Here is a 19,243-nt window from a genome sequence, read left to right on the forward strand (position 1 = left end):
GTTCTTGTGCTGACCGATACCGCCGTCAGTTCTGCTTGAGAATCCGGCCTTTCCGACGCTGCCAGTCCTTTTCCTTTTCGGCGCGCCGCTTGTCGTGCTGCTTCTTGCCGGTGGCCACGGCGACCTCGACTTTCACTTTACCCTGTTTCCAGTACATGGCGGTAGGGACTACCGTCTGCCCCTTGCGATCGACCAGGCCGATCAGGCGGTCGATTTCGCGCCGGTGCAGCAGCAGGCGGCGGGTGCGCATCGGGTCGGGGTTGATATGGGTCGACACCGACGGCAGTGGCGTGATCAGGCACCCGAACAGGAAAGCCTCGCCGTTTTTGAGCAGCACGTAGCTGTCGCCGAACTGCAGCTTGCCTTCGCGCAGGGCCTTGACTTCCCAGCCTTCCAGGGCAATTCCGGCCTCCAGCCGCTCGTCGAGCTTGTATTCAAAGCGCGCGCGCTTGTTGAGGGCAATGGTGGAAGAAGGCTGTTTTTTGGCCACGGTATTTATATCGAGCTGTTTGGGCGAAGGCAGAATGATAACTTGGAGTCACCCGCTCCATTCGGCAACCTCCCAACCGTTAAACTTCGCACTCCGGACTCCACACTTCACACTTTACAAGTCTTCCCCGATGCCCGAGATCAACCGCTCCGCCCTGGTTTCATACACGCCTGCACAGATGTACGCCCTGGTCCGCGACGTCGAGCGGTATCCGGAGTTTCTTGACTGGGTGAGATCGGCCCAGGTGCATCGGGAAGACGAGCACAGCCAGCTGGCGACGCTGGAAGTGCAGCTGGCCGGGCTGGTGCGGCGTTTCACGACGCGCAACACGCTGGTGCCTGATCGGAAGCTGACCATGGTGCTCGACAGCGGGCCATTCGATAATCTCAGCGGCAGCTGGGAGTTCGCTCCGGCGGGGTCGGGCTGTCGTGTGAGCCTGGATTTGCGCTTCAAAGTGGTCGGCGGGCTGTTTCTGCGCCCGTTTCAGCGCAACTTTTCGCGCATGGCCGACCGCATGGTCAATGATTTCACGCGCCGCGCCGAGCAGATTCATGGCCGCTGATCGCATTGCTGTCGAGGTGGCGGCAGCCTTGCCCGAGCGGCAGCTGATTGTTGCCCTGGAAGTGCCCGCAGGCACGACCCTGGCCGAAGCAGTCGAGCAGGCGGATCTGCCGGCCCGTTTGCCCGGGCTGGTCGTGGATCGTCAGCGCCTGGGGATCTTTGGCAAGCGGCGCGATCCGGATACGGTTCTTGCACCCGGCGACCGCGTCGAGATCTATCGGCCGCTCACCGCCGACCCGAAGGAGATTCGCCGGCAGCTGGCTGAGCTGGCGCGTGGCGGGCGCAACATCTGACCACAACCCGAAGGGTTCGAGCGGGTTCAGCCGCCCGGCCCGCCGCGTTTTTCCTTGCGCACTGACTCGAGATCCTGAATCGGCGTTTCTTCCGGATCCTGCAGTTCATCGAGGGCTTCGCTGGCCAGGCGCTCTTCGTCCAGGTAGTTGCCTTCGATGGAGCTGAGCGTGTTGTCCTCGAAGTAGAGCGTGAGTACGCGCTTGTCGGGGCGGCTGCCGCGCTGGGAGTAGGTATTCATGTAGTCCCAGCGGTCGGCATGAAACGGGCTGTTGACCGAAGGCGTGCCCAGCAGCACCTGTACCTGGCGCTTGGTCATGCCGGTCTTCAGCTCGGAAACCTCTTCACGCTTGAGCACGTTGCCCTGTTGTATGTCCTGCTTGTAGATGCAAGCGCTCAGCAACAGGCAGGCCAGCACGATGAGCGTGCGGGTGATGATGGTTTTTCTGGTGTGGGTCGGCATGGCGGCAATGATACAATACTCGTTCTCATTACAGGGCTATTCTGACGGGTTTTACCGATGGCAGGACACAGCAAGGAACTCAGGGATGCCGGTCTCAAGGTCACCCAGCCGCGCCGCCAGATTCTGCGCTTGCTCGAGACGACCACGCAAAAACACATGACCGCCGACGATATCTATCGGGCGCTGGTCGACCAGGGCGAGGAGATCGGGCTGGCGACGGTCTATCGCGTGCTGGCCCAGTTCGAGACGGCCCATCTGGTGCGCAAGCATATATTCGAGGACGGCACCGGTCGTGCCCAACAAGCTTGCTACGAACTCGATGATGGCGACCATCATGACCACATGGTCTGTCTGGAAACCGGAGAAGTGATCGAGTTTTTCGACGAAACGATCGAACAGCGCCAGGAATCTCTCGCCGCGGACCACGGCTACGAAATTGTCGACCATTCGATGGTGCTTTACGTCAGGCCTAAGAAATGAAGCGTTGAGTGTGAAGTGTTGCGAAATTCAAGGGGAATGAATGCTTCGCCGCTGCTAACTGCTTGTTTTCACTTAACACTTCACACTTCACACTTTCTTCTTCTTCTTCTTTGTTTTCAGTAATTCTTGTGCGTGTGCCAGGCTGGTTTCCGAATCGGCGCTGCCGAGCATGCGCGCGATTTCGCGCTCGCGGGCCGCTCCGGCAAGCACGCTCACGTCGACCAGGGTGCTGTCGCTGCCCTTGTCTTTATGCACGCGTAGCTGGTGGTCGGCGCAGGCGGCCACCTGCGCTAGGTGGGTAACGCACATCGCCTGACCCACGGCGGCGGCCTGGCGAAGGAAGCGGCCCACCGCATGCGCGGTTTCGCCCCCGACGCCGGCATCCACCTCGTCGAAGATGCGTGTTTTTGCACCCTGCGGGCGATCATCTGCAATCATCAGGGCCAGGGCCACGCGCGAAAGCTCGCCACCCGAGGCCACGCGTGAGAGCGGCTGCAGGGGCTGGCCAGGGTTGGCGCTGAACTCGATGGCTATCCGATCCATGCCGTGGCTGACCGGTTCGGTCTGAGCGTTGGGCTCGACCACAAAATCGAGCCGGGCCGTGTCCATGCCCAGCTCGGCCAGCCGCGACTCCACCCGTGCTGACAGCGCTTTGGCGGCCTGCTGGCGTGCCTTGCTGAGCGCTTGAGCCGCGGCGCGCCATTCGGCGGCGTGCTCTTCCACCGACGCGGTCAGCTCCTGCAGCCGGTGCTGGTGGTTGTCCAGAGAAGCCAGCCGGTCGTTCAGCTGCGCGCTCAACGCCGGCAGTCGGTCAGGTTCAACGCGGTGTTTGCGCGCCAGGTCCAGCGTCTTTTCCAGGCGCTGGTTGATGTCGGTCAGGCGCTCGGGGTCTCCCTGGTCGCGGCTTCCCAGGCGCTCGAGGGTGGCGTGGGCCTCGTCGACGTTGATGCGCGCCTCCTCCAGCATGCCGGCCACCTCCGCGACCTCGGGCTCGAGCTCGCGCACGGCATCGAGGGCCTGCAGGGCATGATGCAGAAGACTGCGGGCGCCGAGTCCGTCATCGCTATCGAGCGCGTTGCCGGCCTGGCCCACGGCCAGGCGGATGTCGTCGCTTCGGGCCAGCCGCTCCTGCTCCTGTTCCAGTGCCTCGAATTCGCCGTCCTGCAGCGCCAGGTCGGACAGCTCGCGCGCCTGAAAGCGCAGCAGCTCGAGCTGATCGGCGTCGCCCAGATCGGCCTGCAGCGCCTCGAGTGCCTGGCGCGCCGTCTGCCACCGTTGTGTGGCCGTGACCACCTTTTCGAGCTGTTTGCGCTCCACCTGGCGGTCGAGCAGCTGGCGCTGCACCGGCGGTTTTCCCAGCTGCTGGTGTTCATGCTGACCGTGGATTTCGACCAGCAGGCTGCCCAGCTCGGCGAGCTGGCCCACGGTGGCTGAGCGACCGTTGATCCAGGCCCGCGAGCCACTCGGCGCCGTCAGCACCCGCCGCAAAATCAGTTCATCGCCTTCTTCCAGAGCCTGATCGGCCAGCCAGGCTCGCGCCGGATCGTCGGGTTGCAGGCTGAATATCGCCTCGAGCTCGGCCTGGTCATGACCTTCGGCAATCAGGCCGGCATCGGCGCGGTCGCCGAGCAACAGGCCAAGGGCGTCTACCAGAATCGACTTGCCGGCACCGGTTTCGCCGGTGACGACGGTAAAGCCGGGTTCGATGTCGATCTCGACTTCGCGAACAATGGCAAATTGGCGAATCGCAAGGTGACGAAGCATGCGCTTTCCGGTCGGGCCAGGAGGCCCAACAAGCTAGCACCAAGAACCCGGCTGGGCAATGGCGGTTGTGTTGACAGTAGCCGGCCCCCATTATTGCGCGCAGATGTCAACTCGATTACCACCGAGGCGAAGCGATATGGGTGAAAACAACGATACCGAGCGGCCGGAAACCGAAACCGCCGAAGCGCAGGACACGGAAAAAGAGGCCGTGGTCGAGGAACTCGAGGACGGCGCGCAGGCTGATGGCGCCGGGGAACTCGAGGGCGAGATCACGAAGCTTCGCGATGCGCTGATGCGCACGCGCGCCGACATGGACAACATGCAAAAGCGCGCCGAGCGCGAGATGGACAAGGCGCGTCGCTATCAGCACGAGGCCATCATGCGTGATCTGCTCCCCGTGATCGACGGGCTTGATCAGGGGCTCGAAAGCGCGGAGCAGGGTGATGCCGCATACGAGGGGCTCGAGCTGACACGCAAGCTGCTGCTCAAGGCCCTGGCCGATCATGGTCTGGAAACGCTCAATCCCGAAGGCGAGCGCTTCGACCCGCAGTGGCATGAGGCCATGAGCATACAGCCCAGTGACGAGGCCGAGCCCGATACCGTCCTGATGGTGCTGCAGAAGGGCTATCGCCTCAATGATCGGGTGCTGCGGCCGGCGCGCGTGATCGTGGCCAGCGAAAGCTGAGGCGGTTGGACAGCCGCGGTGATTGAAATGACGAGCGCCGGGCCCCACTAAACGGCTAGAGCATTGACGAATCGATTTTTCGAGTCGATTGAACTTTCAAACGAATTGAACGGGAACAAGACACCATGAGCAAGATTATCGGCATTGACCTGGGAACGACTAATTCCTGCGTTGCCGTCATGGAAGGCGGCAAGGCGCGGGTGATCGAAAACGCCGAAGGCGATCGTACGACGCCCTCGGTTGTTGCCTTTACCAAGGACGACGAAGTACTGGTCGGCCAGCCGGCCAAGCGCCAGGCGGTAACCAACCCCGAGCGCACGCTTTATGCAGTCAAGCGCCTGATCGGCCGCAAGTTCAAGGAGGACGTGGTCCAGAAGGACATCAAGCTCGTCCCCTACAAGATTGTGGAAGCCGACAACGGCGACGCCTGGGTTCAGGTAGGTGACAAGCAGATGGCGCCGCCGGAGATTTCGGCGCGTACGCTGATGAAGATGAAGAAAACGGCCGAAGACTATCTCGGTGAAGAGGTCACCGAGGCGGTGATTACCGTACCGGCCTATTTCAATGACTCGCAGCGTCAGGCGACCAAGGACGCCGGCCAGATTGCCGGCCTCGAGGTCAAGCGCATCATCAACGAGCCGACCGCTGCATCGCTGGCCTATGGCCTGGACAAGGAAGGCAGCGACCGCAAGGTGGCTGTCTACGACCTCGGCGGCGGTACGTTCGATATTTCCATCATCGAGATTGCCGACGTCGACGGCGAAAAGCAGTTCGAGGTGCTGGCCACCAACGGTGACACCTTCCTCGGTGGCGAGGACTTCGACCTGCGTCTGATCGATTATCTGGCCGGCGAGTTCAAGAAAGAGCAGGGCATTGACCTGCACAACGACCCGCTGGCGCTGCAGCGTCTGCGTGAAGGTGCCGAGCGCGCCAAGATCGAGTTGTCCTCGACCGAACAGACCGAGGTCAATCTGCCGTATATCACCGCGGATCAATCCGGGCCGAAGCACCTCAATATCAAGGTCACGCGCTCGAAGCTCGAGTCGCTGGTCGAAGAGCTGGTCAAGCGCTCCATCGAGCCCTGCCGTACTGCGCTCAACGACGCCGGCCTGAAGGTCGATGAAGTCGACGAGGTGATTCTGGTCGGTGGCCAGACCCGCATGCCCGCGGTGCAGAAGGCGGTTGCAGACTTCTTCGGCAAGGAGTCGCGCAAGGACGTGAACCCCGACGAGGCCGTGGCCGTGGGCGCTGCCGTTCAGGGTGGCGTGCTTTCCGGCGACGTCAAGGACGTGCTGCTGCTCGACGTCACGCCGCTGTCTCTGGGCATCGAGACCCTGGGCGGTGTGTTCACCAAGCTGATCGAGAAAAACACCACCATTCCGACCCGGGCCTCGCAGGTGTTCTCCACCGCTGAGGACAACCAGTCGGCGGTCACCGTGCACGTTCTGCAGGGCGAGCGTGAGCAGGCCGCGGCCAACAAGTCGCTGGCGCGCTTTGACCTGGCCGGCATTCCGGCCGCCCCGCGCGGCATGCCGCAGATCGAGGTCACTTTCGACATCGACGCCAACGGCATCCTGCACGTCTCTGCCAAGGATCAGGCCACCGGCAAGGAGCAGCGCGTCGAAGTCAAGGCCGGCTCCGGTCTGTCCGACGACGAAATCGAGGCCATGGTGCGCGACGCCGAAGCCCATCGCGAAGAGGACAAGAAGTTCCAGGAGCTGGTGTCGGTGCGCAACAATGCCGATGCCGTCGCTCACTCGACGCGAAGCAGCCTGGAAGAGCACGGCGACAACATCGATGCGGCCACCAAAAAGCAGATCGAAGACGCTCTGTCCAAGGTCGACGAGGCTCTGAAGGGCGATGACAAGGACGCCATCGAGTCCGCCGTCAACGAACTGCAGCAGGCCGGCGCCGAGCTCTACAAGGCCGCAGCCGAAAAGGCCCAGGCCCAGGAAGGCGGCGGCGAGTCGGCCGGGGAACAGGGCGCTGACGCTTCCGCGGATGAAGAAGAAGTGGTCGACGCCGAGTTCACTGAAGTCGATGACGACGACAAGAAGTAGGTCTTGAAGTGTGAAGTGTGAAGTGTGAAGTGTGAAGTGTGAAGTGTGAAGTGTGAAGTGTGAAGTGTGAAGTGTGAAGTGTGAAGTGTGAAGGGCTGGCTTCACCGCCATCCCGGTTTTGATTGGTTTTACTTCACACTTCACACTGACCGCTTCACACTGTTTTTTAATGTTTAAGCCGAGTATCCATGTCCGCTGATTATTACGACATCCTCAACGTCTCGCGAGACGCCACCCCCGACGAGATCCGCAAGGCCTATCGGCGCAAGGCGCGCAAGTATCATCCGGACCGCAATCCGGATAATCCCGAAGCCGAAGACCGGTTCAAGGAGGTGCGTGAGGCGCATGATGTGCTCAAGGACGAGCAGAAGCGGGCGGCCTATGACCGTTTTGGCCACGCCGGCGTCAACGGCGGCATGGGTGGCGGCGGGCCGCAGGGCGGCTTCGGTGATATCAACGACATTTTCGGCGACATTTTCGGCGATATCTTCGGCGGTGGCCGCCGGCGTCAGAGCCAGTCGCGCCGCGGGCAGGATCTGCGCTACACCATGGAGCTGGATCTTGAAGAAGCCGTTGCCGGCGTCGAAAAGGAAGTCAGCTTGCCCACGCTGGGCGAGTGCGGCACCTGCAACGGCAGCGGCTCGAAAGGCGGCCAGCTGCACGTGTGCTCGACCTGCGGCGGCCAGGGTCAGGTACGCATGCAGCAGGGCTTTTTCTCGGTTCAGCAGGCCTGCCCGGCCTGCAGCGGCAGCGGGCGCACCATCAAGGACCCCTGCGACGATTGCGACGGCAGCGGCCAGGTGCGCGAAACCCGGACGCTGCAGATTCGCATTCCCGCCGGCGTGGATACCGGCGACCGCATTCGCCTGAGTGGCGAAGGCGGTGCCGGCACTCAGGGCGGCGGCGCCGGCGATCTCTACGTCGACGTGCAGGTTCGACCGCACCCGCTGTTTCAGCGCGATGGCGACGACCTGTTCTGCGAAGTGCCGATTACCATCACGACCGCCGCGCTGGGCGGGCAGATGAAGGTGCCGACGCTCGACGGCTCGGTCATGCTCAAGATTCCTTCCGAGACACAATCGGGCAAGGTCTTTCGTTTGCGCGGCAAGGGCGTGCAGTCGGTTCGTTCGCGCTCGACCGGCGACCTGCTGTGCCGCGTTGACGTGGAGACGCCCGTCAACCTCAGCCGGGCACAGAAGGATCTGCTCAAGCAACTGCAGGAAAGCCTGAGCGATCAGCCCGAGCAGAGCCCCCAGTCTTCGGGCTGGACTGATCGCGTCAAGAGCTTCTTCGATCGCATGGGCTTTTGATTGGCCGGCGTCTTCTGCACGCCGGCAGAATCGGGTAGGCTTGGCCCATGAGCCTGAAAATTCTTCTAAGTGGCGCCAGCGGGGCCGTGGGGCAAACCATTGCGGCAGTCATTGCTGACGACCAGCAAGGCGTTCTCGCCGGAGAAGCCACCCGCCAGGCCTTTTTCGAGCCAGACGTCGAGGCCGACGTCATCATCGACTTTTCACACCCGGAGCTGCTGGCGCAGGTCATCCCCTTTGCGCTGCAACACCGCATTCCGCTGGTCACCGGCACCACGGCGCTGGGGCCCGAGTTGCAGCATCGCCTCGAGCAGGCCGCGCAAACCATTCCCGTCTGCCAGGCCGCCAATTTCAGCCTGGGCGTGAATCTGCTCGTTGAGCTGGCGCAGCGGGCAGCGGCCGCGCTGGGCAATGATTTCGATATCGAGATTCTCGAAGCCCATCACCGACGCAAGATTGACGCCCCGTCCGGCACCGCGATCTGGCTCGGCGAGCAGGTGGCCGCCGCAAGAGGCCAGACCCTGGACGCCGACGTCGTCCACGATCGCAGCACGCGCCGTCAGGCACGCGCGCCCGGCGAGATCGGCATGCACGCCATCCGTGGCGGTGATGTCGCCGGCGAGCACACCGTCTACTACCTTGCCGAGGGCGAGCGCCTGGAGCTGAGCCATCGCGCCAGCGATCGCCGCGTATTTGCCCGCGGCGCCTTGCTCGCCGCGCGCCGAATCGTGGATCAATCGGCCGGCATGATCGCGTTTTCGGAGCTTGTGCTGTAATCGGCTCAAATTGGGTTTGACAGCCCCTGAATCCTGCACTAGAATGCTCGGCTTGTTGTGGGGCCATAGCTCAGCTGGGAGAGCGCTACAATGGCATTGTAGAGGTCGGCGGTTCGATCCCGCCTGGCTCCACCAAACAGGTTTCTGAAAGCTTCGCCAGCGACGTTTTCAGTCCCCATCGTCTAGAGGCCTAGGACACTGCCCTTTCACGGCAGCGACCGGGGTTCGAATCCCCGTGGGGACGCCAACATGAAAAAGGCCCGCCATCGAGCGGGCCTTTTTCTTTCCGGCTCTTACTCGTGGCGCAGCGCGTCGATCGGGTTGAGGTGGGCGGCCTTGCGGGCCGGGACGAAGCCGAAGACCACGCCGATGCTCATGGCAAAGGCGAAGCCCAGGATCATCACGCCCGGCGAGGCCACGAACGGCATGTTGAATTGACTGGTCATCAGCAGGGTGCCGGCCAGCCCCAGCAGCACGCCAATCAGGCCGCCAAAGGTGGCCAGCACGATCGATTCGACCAGAAACTGCGTGAGCACGTCGCGGGCGCGTGCGCCGATGGCCAGGCGAATGCCGATTTCACGGGTGCGTTCGGTGACTGACACCAGCATGATGTTCATGATGCCGATGCCGCCCACCAGCAGGCTGACCGCGGCAATGCCGCCGAGCAGCAGGATCATGATGCCGGCCGTCTGTTCGAGCGCGTCCATGATCTCCTGGGTGTCGCGGACGTGAAAATCGTCTTCCTTGCCGATGCCGACACGGCGGCGCTGACGCATGAGCGATTCAATGTCGCTGCGAACGCGGGCGCTGGTACCGTCTTCAAGCGCGGAGATGTAGATGACGGGAATGTCCAGGCTGCCCGCCAGGCGTCTCTGAACGGCCCGGATGGGCATCAGGATCAGGTTGTCGCGATCCTGTCCCATGGAGGCCCCCTTTTCCTCGAGAATGCCGATGACCCGGCAGGCGGTCCGACCGATTCTCAGCGTCGAGCCCAACGGCTCTTCGCTGGCGTACATGTCGTCGACGACGGTCTGACCGAGAATGCACACGGCTGCGCCCGCGGCCAGCTCCTCGGGTTTGAAAGTGCGCCCGCGCGTGACCGGGTGATTGCGCACGCTGAAGTATTCGTTGGTGGTGCCTTCGATATTGACGTTCTGATTGGCATTGCCGTAGATCACGGTCACGCTGCGCGAGACCGCCGGCGCGACGCGAATGCCGGGGATTTCACGCCGCATTGCCTCGACATCGGCCATCTCGAACGGCTCGGCCGTGCCGCGCACGCCGCCGGAGCCGCGCTGTGAGGTGCCGGGCATCACGAACAGCAGGTTGGAGCCGATGCTGGCTACCTGGGCGGTCACCGCACGCGTTGCCGACTGGCCCAGATGAACCATGGCGATGATGCTGGCCACGCCGATGATGATGCCCAGCATGGTCAGAAACGAGCGCATCTTGTTGCGCGCAATGGCCTGAACGGCCATCAGCAGGGTGTCGAGCGGATTCATTCCAGCACCTCGGCCGGTGGCCCGTCGTCGCGGATTCTGCCGTCAACGAAATACAGGACGCGGTCGGCATAGGCGGCAATGTCGGGCTCATGGGTGACCATGATGATGGTGACATCGCGCTCGGTTCGCAGCCGCACCAGCTGATCCATGATTTCACCGGCGGTGCGGGTGTCGAGGTTGCCGGTCGGCTCGTCGGCCAGCAGCACCGGCGGCCGGGTCACCAGCGCGCGGGCAATGGCCACGCGCTGCTGCTGGCCGCCGGAAAGCTGGTTTGGCGTGGCCGCTGCGCGATCTCCCAGGCCGACCACGCTCAACGCCTCGACGGCAAGCTGGCGGCGGCGGGCGCGCGCAACGCCCTCGTAGATGAGCGGCAGCTCGACGTTGGCCGCGGCGCCGGTTCGGGCCAGAAGATTGAAGCTCTGAAAGACAAACCCCATGAACTTTCGCCGCAGCAGCGCCAGCTCGTCGCGGCTGAGCTTGGCAATATCCACGCCGCGAAACAGGTACTGCCCGGCGGTCGGCACGTCCAGACAGCCGAGGATGTTGAGAAAAGTCGATTTGCCCGAGCCGCTGGGGCCCATGACGGCAACGAACTCACCGGCACGGATGTCAAGATCAACGCCGTCGAGCGCGCGCACCTCGGTCGGCCCCTGCCCATAGATCTTGTAGATGCGCCGCATCCGGAAGACCGCGGCGGCATCGCCTGGGGAGTGAGCGTTGCTGTGATTCACGGCCTGATTCACGCTCACTCGCGCGGCTGACGACTGCCAACCAGAACCTCGTCTCCGGGTGATACCGCCTGGTTGAGGATCTCGGTGTAACGACCGTCGGTGTAGCCGGTGGCGACCTTCACGCGTTCCGGTTGACCATTCTCCAGCACCCAGACCGAACTGCCCGCCTCGGTATCCGCGTCGGATCGCCCGCCAGGCCCGGAGAAGACCACACGCGGCCCGCCCGGCGGCTTGAAGCGCAGCGCCTTGTTGGGTACACGCACTACCTGTTCGCGCGTGTCGGTGGTGATGGTCGCGGTTGCGGTCATGCCCGGCAGCAGATCCTCGTCCGGGTTGTCCACGCCCAGCACGGTGGTGTAGGTGACAACATTGCTTTCGATGGTGGGGTAGAGATAGACGCGCAGCACCTCGGCGGCAAACTCCCGGCCGGGCCAGGCGTCAACGGTAAAGGTCGCCGGCTGCCCCGGCTCGACCAGGCCGACATCGGCTTCGTCCAGAGACACGTGCAGCTCCATTTCGCGCAGATCCTCGGCCAGAATGAACAGCTCGGGCGCCTGAAAACTGGCCGCCACGGTGTTGCCGGGTTCAACGCTGCGCTTGAGAACCACGCCGTTGATGGGCGAGGTGATGACCGCCTTGTCCAGGCGCGTACGGCTGGCTGATACCGCGGCCTGAGCTTCGCTGACCGACGCCTGCGCGTGGCTGACCCGGGCGGTTGCGCGCTTGACGGCGGCGCGGGCGGTATCGAGCTCGGCCTGCGAGGTCATGTTGCGCTCCATCAGGTTTTTCAGGCGGCGCTCGTCGATGGTGGTCTCCTCCAGCGTGGCTTCGGCCTCGGCCACCGAGGCCTGGGCCAGCGCCAGGCGGGCCTCGGCCTGGGCCAGATTGACCTCGAGCTCTTCGGTATCGAAGCGCGCGAGAACGTCGCCGACGGCGACGGGGTCGTTTTCGATGACCGTCACCTCGCTGATCAGGCCGGAAATCTCGGCGCCCACGGTGACCTCGCTGCGCGGCTCGAGGTTGCCGGTGGCCGTGGCGATAAGCACCATGTCGCCGCGGTCGACGGCGCGGGTTTCCCATTCGATGGTGGTGCTCTGTGGCCATAGCCACCAGACCACGAGCGCCAGCAGCACGGTGCCGCCGGCAATCCAGGCCAGGCGCCCGAAGCGACCGCGGCGGCGCTGCGAACGAATGGCGGTATGCACCTCGTCGGCCATCTCATCAAGGCTGGCGTTGTCGGGTTGATTCATTTGCGGCTGCTCCGGAGACTTGCGGGTTCGGATCGTGCGGTCACGGCGGTGTCGAGTATAGCGAGCAGACGGGTCATGATGCCGCCGAGGCTGACGGCGGCGCGCCCGGACGATGGGGCGGGGCCGGCGTCAACAGCGACACCACAACATACAGCAGCAGCGACGCCAGCGCGCCGATGACGATGATGGGAAATCCGCCGATGAGCGGCAGCCCGGAGAGCTTCAGCCAGCCGAGCTCGCCGGCCACGCCCACGCAGGAGCCGCCGACAATCGCGGCGATCGCGCCGGCGGCATTGCCACGCCGCCAGTACAGCCCCAGCACCACCGGAATGAACACGCCGGCTGCATAAAGGGTGTAGGACATCAACAGCAGGTCGATGATGGCCTCGAAAGCCAGCGCCATCCACAGCGCCAGCACCCCGATGACGACCGTGACCATGCGCGATAGCCGCAGCAGCTTGCGGCTGTCCATTTCGGCGTCGGGGTTGATCAGCTTGCTGTAGAAGTCGTTGGTGACGTGCGCGGTGCCGGCCACCAGCAGCGAGTCGGCGGTGGACATGATGGCGCCGATGATGGCGGCAATCACGATGGCCGCAGCGGCATCGGGCAGAACTTCGACGATCAGCTTCGGAATGGCCTGGGCCGGCTCGATTTCATTGCCGAACAGGGCATGGGCGGCCATGCCCGTAATGACCGGAAAGACGGCAAAAACCACCAGCAGCACTCCGGCCAGAATGGCCGCGCGGCGGGCGGTGTTTTCGTTGCGGGCAGCGAACAGGCGCTGATAGAAATCCTGGCCGATGAGGGTATACATCATCGTGGGAATGATGGCGGTCAGCACCAGGCCCAGGCCCGCGCCCAGCGGGTTGAAGTACTCCGGGGTGGAGACGGCGAGCTCGAGCCCGTCGATGCCGTCGCGAATGCCGGCAAACCCGCCGGTCTCGCCCAGCGCCATGAAGGCAGCGATCGGCACACCGATGAAAATGATGGCCAGCTGCACGGCATCGGTCAGCGTTACGCCCCACAGGCCCGACAGAGCGGTGTAGACAATGAACAGGGCCGTGGCTGCAATGGCCGCCCGAGTGGGATCGAGGCCGATGATCGACAGCGCCCCCTGGGCCGCCCAGACCTGCGCGCCAATGATGCCGATGATGGCCACCAGCGACAGCAGCGCGCCCAGAAAGCGCACCAGCTTGCTGTCGTAGCGCAGGTCCAGGTAATCGGGCACGGTGAACATGGCGAGTTCACGCATTCGCCGCGCGGCGACCAGCCCCAGCACCACCAGCGACAGACCGACGCCGGCAGCGTAGGCAATGCCGGTCAAGCCGTATTCGAAACCCCACTCGCCGGAACCCATGACGAAACCGCCGCCAAAGTGAGTGGCGCACAGGGTGGCGGTGGCCAGTACCAGGCCAAGCCGACGCCCGGCCAGAAGAAAGTCGGTGGTGTCGTCGATGAAACGGGTGGCGTAGAGGCCCACCCCGAAGATCACGATGAAATAAATCGCGAGAATGATCGCTTGCAGGGTCGGCATCAGTGTCGTTCCGAGGATATCGAGGGCGCAAGTTGCCCCGGCCGGGTGGCCGGGGCAACCGGTCAAATCGCTCGATACACTACCAAGAGCGCGCCCCGGAGTCACGCAGCAGACCGCTGGACCAGGCCAGCAGCAGCAACAGCATCACCAGCGCAATCGATGCCCACAAGCCCAGTGCCGGCACGGGCACGGGCGGCGGCGACGGCGGCCCGGTCAGGGTTTCGTCCTGTACCTGAACGCTCTGGCGCGACTGGGCGGTGCCGGAGCCGAAGCTCGGGCCGCCGGGCGAGGGGGCGACGACGGTCGCCACGTTGTCGACCGAAACGGGCGTGGCCGGCATCACCGCCTGGTAGCTGAACTCCAGAGCCGTATTGGGCCCCATGGTGCCAATCACGGCGCTCAGGCCCGAGCCGTTGCTGGTGATCGGCGGGCACACGGCCGTGCCCTGCGGGTTGGGAATGAAGCTCGAGCCCGAAATATCGGTGCAGCTTGCGTTGCTGTAGCCGCCCGGGTTGTCGGCCAGCAGCGCGGCGGGCAGTGGATCATCGAGCACGGCGCCGTCGGCGGGAGCCGAGCCGATGTTGACCACGGTGACGGTCCAGGTGACCAGGTCACCGGGCTGGGCAATCTGCGGCGAAACTCGCTTTTGCAGGCTCAAATCCGGGCTGTCCGGCGGGCAGATATAGGCCGAGTCTTCGGCTGGAATCCAGCCGTTGGGATCGCTGAAGCCGTTGAAGCTGGCGCGATTGTTGACGCAGCCGAAGTTGCCGGTCGGGTTGGCCAGCTGCGCGGTGATCTCGAAGGCGACCGAGCCGCCCGGCGGGAAGGTGTTGTTGCCGACCGAACCCCATTCGTGGTCGATATGGAGCGGGTCGGCCAGCGGCAAGCTCGGGCCCGAGGCCGGCGTTCGCGTGCCGGGGATGACGGGCGTGGGTGGACACTGCGCCCCGCCGGAGAGCACGGTGCAGTCGACCTGGGTGATGGTCGCATCGACGCCCCAGGCGAAGGTCTGGTCGATCAGCCGCGGAATATCCAGGGTCTCGGTTGCCGAGGCGTTGGTCAGCGTGATGCGCCAGCTGATTTCGCCGCTGGAGGGGATGCTGCTGGCGGTTGCCGGCGGCAGGATTTCCTTTTCGATCTCCAGCTCGCCGGGCACGCACGGCGGCATGCCGATGTACTGGTTGACCATCGACCAGGGCGTCGTCGCGTTGGCACCGGTCACGCTGAGGAAATTGGCCTGGGCCCGGTTTCTGGTCTGCTCGGGATCGTGACAGCGGTTGAGATGAGTCGGCATCGTGAACGGAATGATGTAGGTCAGCTCGCCGCCTGGCGCCAGCGCGACTTCGCTGTCGCCGCCGTGTGCGTTCGGGTCATAGCCGAGCCGGAGCCACCAGTTGTAGCCGGCGGTGGCCAGCGGCGTGCTGGCGAGCTCGTGACAGGTCTCGCTGGCCGGGCTGGCGGTGCAGGTAATACCCCAGTCCGCGAGCGTCGGGCCGGTGTAGGTAAAACCGCTGGGCGGTGTCGCCGCCAGGCCGGCCAGGTTGAAGTTCTGGTCGTTGATGTCGCCGACCATTACCGGGCTGAAGGTATCGGGATTGGTGACCACCAGCTTGTAGTACACGTCGGTGCCGTCGGCAATGTAACTGCCGGGCGTTTGCCCGATCAGCGGGGTGCCGGCCTGGGCATCAGCGGCGCTGGCAAATGGCCCGCTCTTGACGATTTCCAGTCGGGTCGATGGTCCGCCGCCCGGGCAGCTTGTCAGGCCACCGACCTCGGCGACGGTCTGCAGGCCGTTGTTGCCGAAAAACGGATTGCTTCCGGGGGTGAATGGCGGCGGCTCCGGCGGCGTCGTCGGGCTGTAGATCGGATCGTGAAGCGCCGGCGAGGGCGAGGCCTGGCCGCTGAGGTTGATCAGCGCGGTGGTATCGCCCCAGCAGGTGGTGCGCACGATGTCGACCGGCAGCGAGATCGTGATCGACGCGCCCGGCGGCAGCGAGTCGATGCTCGAGGCGAAGCGGAAATGGCTGCTGCTGCTCGAGACGACGCCGTTGGCCAGCTCGGCGGCGGTGGGGCACAAGCCGCTCGGCGATGAACTGCAGGCGAGCGGGCCCTGCGTTTCGGCAAAGGCGTGGCTGTGATGTTCGAACTCGACTGGAACGTTGGTGGCGGTACCGGCCGACGGGCCGGTGCTGAGGTTGCTGACGGTGATCTCATGCGTCCAGCTCGCTTCGCCGCTGGAATCCAGCGTGATGTTTGCCGGGTTGGCTGAGGTCGAGAACTCGATATCGGCGACCTCGCAGTTGCCGGCCACTTCGGTGGTTGCCGTGGCGGTGTTGTCGGCCGGCCCCGGCGGCACCAGGTCGGTGTTCTGCAGGCCGTTGACCTTCACCTCGAAAACCAGATCGCGCACGCCCGAGTCGGGAACGTCGACGCACACCGGCTCGCCGACCTTGACCCGAGCACGAAAGCGCATCACGCCGCCGCCCGGCGGGCCGTCGTCGGTTCCCGGCAGATTATCGAGAAAGGCACCGCCCGCAAAGCCGGTCACCGGGTTCTGGTTGGTGGGGCTGGTCGGAACCGGGATCGGAATCAGCCCGGTCGACGGGCAGGTCTGCCAGGGCGCCGGAGAGGGCGGGAAGAGTGCGCCGGGCGGCCAGGCGCCGAGCGCGGTCGACACGCAGTCGATCGCCAGCAGCTCGGTGCCCGGCAGCGTCGATCCCTGCGAGCCGTGCGGGTTGTTGCTGGCGGTCAGCGGCAGCATGGTGCCCGCCTGGCCGGTGATGATGGCCGCCAGCTCAAGCTGGTCGGAAGGCTGCAGGCCGAAGCTGTGAACCTCGAACTCGTACTCGACCACCGAGCCGGGCGTGGCCGTGGCGGGTGCATCGGTAATCTCGATCCGATACTGCACATCCGGCGGGTAGAGGAAGACATTGGTGGAACTGGTGTTGGTTGCGTCGATCGTTTCGTTTTCAGCCGAGCTGACGTCGACGTTGATCTGGAAATTGCCCGCAGGCACGCCGAAGCAGACCGGCTCACCGGCGTTGCGGGGTTTTGGGCAGCGCACCTGCGTGTCGAAGTCGATTCTCGCCTGGCTCTGGCTGGGTATCGACGGCAGGGTCACGCTGAAGGTGTCGCCGCTGCGAACAAAGGCCGGCGAAGGCGCCGTACCCGAACCGGGCGGGCACACCGCCGGTCCGTTCGGGTTGGGCCCCGGCAGGGCCTGACAGGTGGCGCTGAGCTCGAACGGCGCGTCGGCGATCGGATGCTCGACGACCAGCTCGACGGCAGTGGCCGGATCCGGGCCGTTGTTGGAGATCGTTACCGAAAACGACTGCAGCTCGAAGGCCATGTAAGCTGGTTGATCGGCGACGATGTTGACCACCAGATCAACGTCCTGGGCGCGTACGGCCTGGACGGTCATGATTTGCAGTATCAGGGCGGCGAGCAGCGCGCCGGCCATACGGCACGGCATGGTCAAAGGCGTGGTTGAGCGCACGTTTTCTCCCTCGTGAGTTGTTATTTGCTGGCGCGGCCGTTGTGGCCACTGGCACGTTGCGGCCAGCCTACCGCAGCCCGGTGGCAATACCGCGCCGCCTGGATCGACGGCCGCAACTCGGCGATCAACGGCGCTTGATCAGGCGTGGCGAGCATCGCCGCACGGCTGCTCCTTGCCGGAGGCCAACAGCTGTAACAGCTCAGCACCTCACGCGGTGCTGGCTGGTCTACAATACGCTGGCACTGATTGTGCGCCCGGCAAGACGAGGTTCCAGTTCATCTCGGCGCCATCAGCTCGATTTCATCTCCCTGACATGTGCACACGCCCGGCCACTGCGGCCCGGGCCGAGAAGGTATTGTTTGCATGAACGCGCTCTACACCCTCCGCCGTGACTGGCTCTCCAATATCCGTGGTGACGTGCTCGCCGGCCTGGTTGTGGCTCTGGCCCTGATTCCGGAAGCCATCGCCTTTTCGCTCATTGCCGGCGTCGATCCACGCGTCGGTCTGTATGCCTCGTTCTGCATTGCCGTGGTCATATCGTTTACCGGTGGGCGTCCGGGCATGATCTCCGCTGCCACCGGAGCCATGGCGCTGTTGATGGTCACGCTGGTGCGCGAGCACGGGCTGGAGTACCTGCTTGCGGCGACGGTTCTCACCGGCCTGCTTCAGATCCTGGCCGGCTACCTCAAGCTGGCTGATCTGATGCGCTTCGTCTCGACCTCGGTCGTGACCGGCTTTGTCAACGCACTGGCCATCCTGATCTTTCTTGCCCAGCTCCCCGAGCTGATCGATGTGCCGGTTGCCGTGTATCCGATGGTGGCGATCGCGCTGTTGATCATCTATGGGCTGCCGCGACTGACGCGCGCCGTGCCCTCGCCCCTGGTCGCCATCGTGCTGCTGACCGCAGCCTCGATCGCGCTGGGCATTCAAGTGCCTACCGTCGGCGACAAGGGCGAGCTGCCCGACTCGCTGCCGACGTTTCTGCTGCCCGACGTGCCCTGGACGCTGGAGACCCTGCTGATCATTCTGCCGATTTCGACGACCATGATGGTCGTGGGGCTGCTCGAATCCTTTCTGACGGCGCAGATTGTCGACGACCTGACCGACACGCCAAGCGACAAGCATCGCGAAGCCCGGGGGCAGGGCATGGCCAATATCGTCTCCGGCTTTTTCGGCGGCATGGCCGGTTGCGCCATGATCGGGCAGTCGGTCATCAACGTGAAGTCCGGCGGGCGGGGGCGGCTTTCCGCTCTGGTGGCCGGGGTCGTTCTGTTGATCATGGTCGTCTTTCTGGACGACTATGTCGGCATGATTCCCATGGCGGCGCTGGTCGCGGTGATGATCATGGTGTCTTTCGGCACCTTCAGCTGGCAATCGATCAGCAACCTCAGGCACCATCCCAGAACATCGAGCCTGGTGATGATCGGAACCGTTGCCGTGACCGTGATCACGCACGATCTGGCCAAGGGCGTGTTGACCGGCGTGCTGCTTTCGGCTCTGGGCTTTGCCAGAAAAGTGTCGCAGGTGCTGGTCGTGGAGCGACACCTGGAAGACGAGGGCCGGACCCGCCGCTATACCGTCACCGGGCAGGTTTTCTTTGCCTCGTCGGACAAGTTTCTGGACGCCTTTGACTTTCGTGAGGTGGTGGAACACATTCGCATCGACGTCTCCGCCGCCCACTTCTGGGACCTGAGCGCCGTGGGCGCGCTCGATCGCGTCATACTCAAGTTCCGTCGCGAAGGCGTGGAGGTCGAAGTCGTCGGCATGGATGAGGCCAGTCGCACCCTGGTTGACCGTCTGGGCGTGCACGACAAACCGAATGCCGAGAAGCTGCTGGGCCACTGAGGAGA

General features: G+C 64.2%; 16 protein-coding genes and 2 tRNA genes. 10 read left to right on the forward strand and 8 right to left on the reverse strand.

What is annotated here, in order from left to right:
* Positions 1–25 precede the first annotated feature (25 nt).
* Positions 26–490: an SsrA-binding protein SmpB gene (gene smpB / locus ACEWQZ_RS03810; RefSeq protein WP_476481739.1), complete on the reverse strand. Its 465-nt coding sequence runs from the start codon at positions 488–490 to the stop codon at positions 26–28.
* Positions 491–620: 130 nt separating this feature from the next.
* On the opposite strand from smpB, the gene ACEWQZ_RS03815 reads away from it, so the two are divergent.
* Together ACEWQZ_RS03815 and ACEWQZ_RS03820 are read left to right on the forward strand one after the other, a co-directional pair.
* Positions 621–1,052: a type II toxin-antitoxin system RatA family toxin gene (locus ACEWQZ_RS03815; RefSeq protein WP_476481740.1), complete on the forward strand. Its 432-nt coding sequence runs from the start codon at positions 621–623 to the stop codon at positions 1,050–1,052.
* Positions 1,042–1,344 carry an RnfH family protein gene (locus ACEWQZ_RS03820; protein ID WP_476481741.1) on the forward strand — a complete coding sequence of 101 codons (303 nt, stop codon included), beginning with the start codon at positions 1,042–1,044 and terminating at the stop codon, positions 1,342–1,344. The genes ACEWQZ_RS03815 and ACEWQZ_RS03820 overlap by 11 nt, the downstream gene beginning before the upstream one ends.
* 26 nt (positions 1,345–1,370) lie before the next feature.
* Here the strand turns inward: ACEWQZ_RS03820 and ACEWQZ_RS03825 are convergent, their stop codons facing one another.
* Positions 1,371–1,805 carry an outer membrane protein assembly factor BamE gene (locus ACEWQZ_RS03825; protein ID WP_476481742.1) on the reverse strand — a complete coding sequence of 145 codons (435 nt, stop codon included), beginning with the start codon at positions 1,803–1,805 and terminating at the stop codon, positions 1,371–1,373.
* Positions 1,806–1,862: 57 nt separating this feature from the next.
* Here ACEWQZ_RS03825 and fur point away from each other — a divergent pair, with 57 nt between their 5' ends.
* On the forward strand, positions 1,863–2,285 hold the full coding sequence (gene fur, locus ACEWQZ_RS03830) for a ferric iron uptake transcriptional regulator (protein ID WP_476481743.1): 423 nt from the start codon (positions 1,863–1,865) through the stop codon (positions 2,283–2,285).
* 87 nt (positions 2,286–2,372) lie between these two features.
* Here the strand turns inward: fur and recN are convergent, their stop codons facing one another.
* Positions 2,373–4,049, reverse strand: a complete 1,677-nt coding sequence (recN, locus tag ACEWQZ_RS03835) for a DNA repair protein RecN (protein ID WP_476481744.1) — start codon at positions 4,047–4,049, stop codon at positions 2,373–2,375.
* Between the two features lie 136 nt (positions 4,050–4,185).
* On the opposite strand from recN, the gene grpE reads away from it, so the two are divergent.
* From grpE to ACEWQZ_RS03865, 6 genes are all read left to right on the forward strand, one after another.
* Positions 4,186–4,734 (forward strand): nucleotide exchange factor GrpE, encoded by a 549-nt coding sequence (gene grpE, locus ACEWQZ_RS03840; RefSeq protein ID WP_476481745.1) that lies wholly within the window; start codon positions 4,186–4,188, stop codon positions 4,732–4,734.
* 125 nt (positions 4,735–4,859) lie between these two features.
* Positions 4,860–6,794, forward strand: a complete 1,935-nt coding sequence (gene dnaK, locus ACEWQZ_RS03845; RefSeq protein WP_476481746.1) for a molecular chaperone DnaK — start codon at positions 4,860–4,862, stop codon at positions 6,792–6,794.
* Positions 6,795–6,982: 188 nt separating this feature from the next.
* Positions 6,983–8,104 carry a molecular chaperone DnaJ gene (gene dnaJ / locus ACEWQZ_RS03850; RefSeq protein WP_476481747.1) on the forward strand — a complete coding sequence of 374 codons (1,122 nt, stop codon included), beginning with the start codon at positions 6,983–6,985 and terminating at the stop codon, positions 8,102–8,104.
* A gap of 47 nt (positions 8,105–8,151) precedes the next feature.
* On the forward strand, positions 8,152–8,880 hold the full coding sequence (gene dapB / locus ACEWQZ_RS03855; protein ID WP_476481748.1) for a 4-hydroxy-tetrahydrodipicolinate reductase: 729 nt from the start codon (positions 8,152–8,154) through the stop codon (positions 8,878–8,880).
* 59 nt (positions 8,881–8,939) lie between these two features.
* A tRNA-Ala gene (locus ACEWQZ_RS03860) sits at positions 8,940–9,015 on the forward strand.
* Between the two features lie 36 nt (positions 9,016–9,051).
* Positions 9,052–9,127: transfer RNA gene (locus ACEWQZ_RS03865), tRNA-Glu, on the forward strand.
* Positions 9,128–9,173: 46 nt separating this feature from the next.
* Here ACEWQZ_RS03865 and ACEWQZ_RS03870 read toward each other — a convergent pair.
* The 5 genes from ACEWQZ_RS03870 to ACEWQZ_RS03890 form a co-directional block, all read right to left on the reverse strand.
* Entirely contained in the window at positions 9,174–10,382 is a 1,209-nt protein-coding gene (locus ACEWQZ_RS03870) for an ABC transporter permease (protein WP_476481749.1), read from the reverse strand.
* Positions 10,379–11,062, reverse strand: coding sequence for an ABC transporter ATP-binding protein (locus ACEWQZ_RS03875; RefSeq protein ID WP_476481808.1), 684 nt, complete (start codon positions 11,060–11,062; stop codon positions 10,379–10,381). Before ACEWQZ_RS03875 ends, ACEWQZ_RS03870 begins: the two co-directional genes overlap by 4 nt.
* A 65-nt stretch (positions 11,063–11,127) precedes the next feature.
* On the reverse strand, positions 11,128–12,363 hold the full coding sequence (locus tag ACEWQZ_RS03880; RefSeq protein WP_476481750.1) for an efflux RND transporter periplasmic adaptor subunit: 1,236 nt from the start codon (positions 12,361–12,363) through the stop codon (positions 11,128–11,130).
* A gap of 73 nt (positions 12,364–12,436) precedes the next feature.
* Complete coding sequence (locus ACEWQZ_RS03885; protein ID WP_476481751.1) at positions 12,437–13,897, reverse strand: sodium:solute symporter family protein; 1,461 nt, start codon at positions 13,895–13,897, stop codon at positions 12,437–12,439.
* Between the two features lie 79 nt (positions 13,898–13,976).
* Entirely contained in the window at positions 13,977–17,393 is a 3,417-nt protein-coding gene (locus tag ACEWQZ_RS03890; protein WP_476481752.1) for a hypothetical protein, read from the reverse strand.
* 363 nt (positions 17,394–17,756) lie between these two features.
* Between ACEWQZ_RS03890 and ACEWQZ_RS03895 the strand changes: the two genes are divergently transcribed.
* Complete coding sequence (locus ACEWQZ_RS03895; RefSeq protein ID WP_476481753.1) at positions 17,757–19,238, forward strand: SulP family inorganic anion transporter; 1,482 nt, start codon at positions 17,757–17,759, stop codon at positions 19,236–19,238.
* Positions 19,239–19,243: the final 5 nt, after the last annotated feature.

The organism is Wenzhouxiangella sp. YN1 (genome assembly GCF_056324145.1).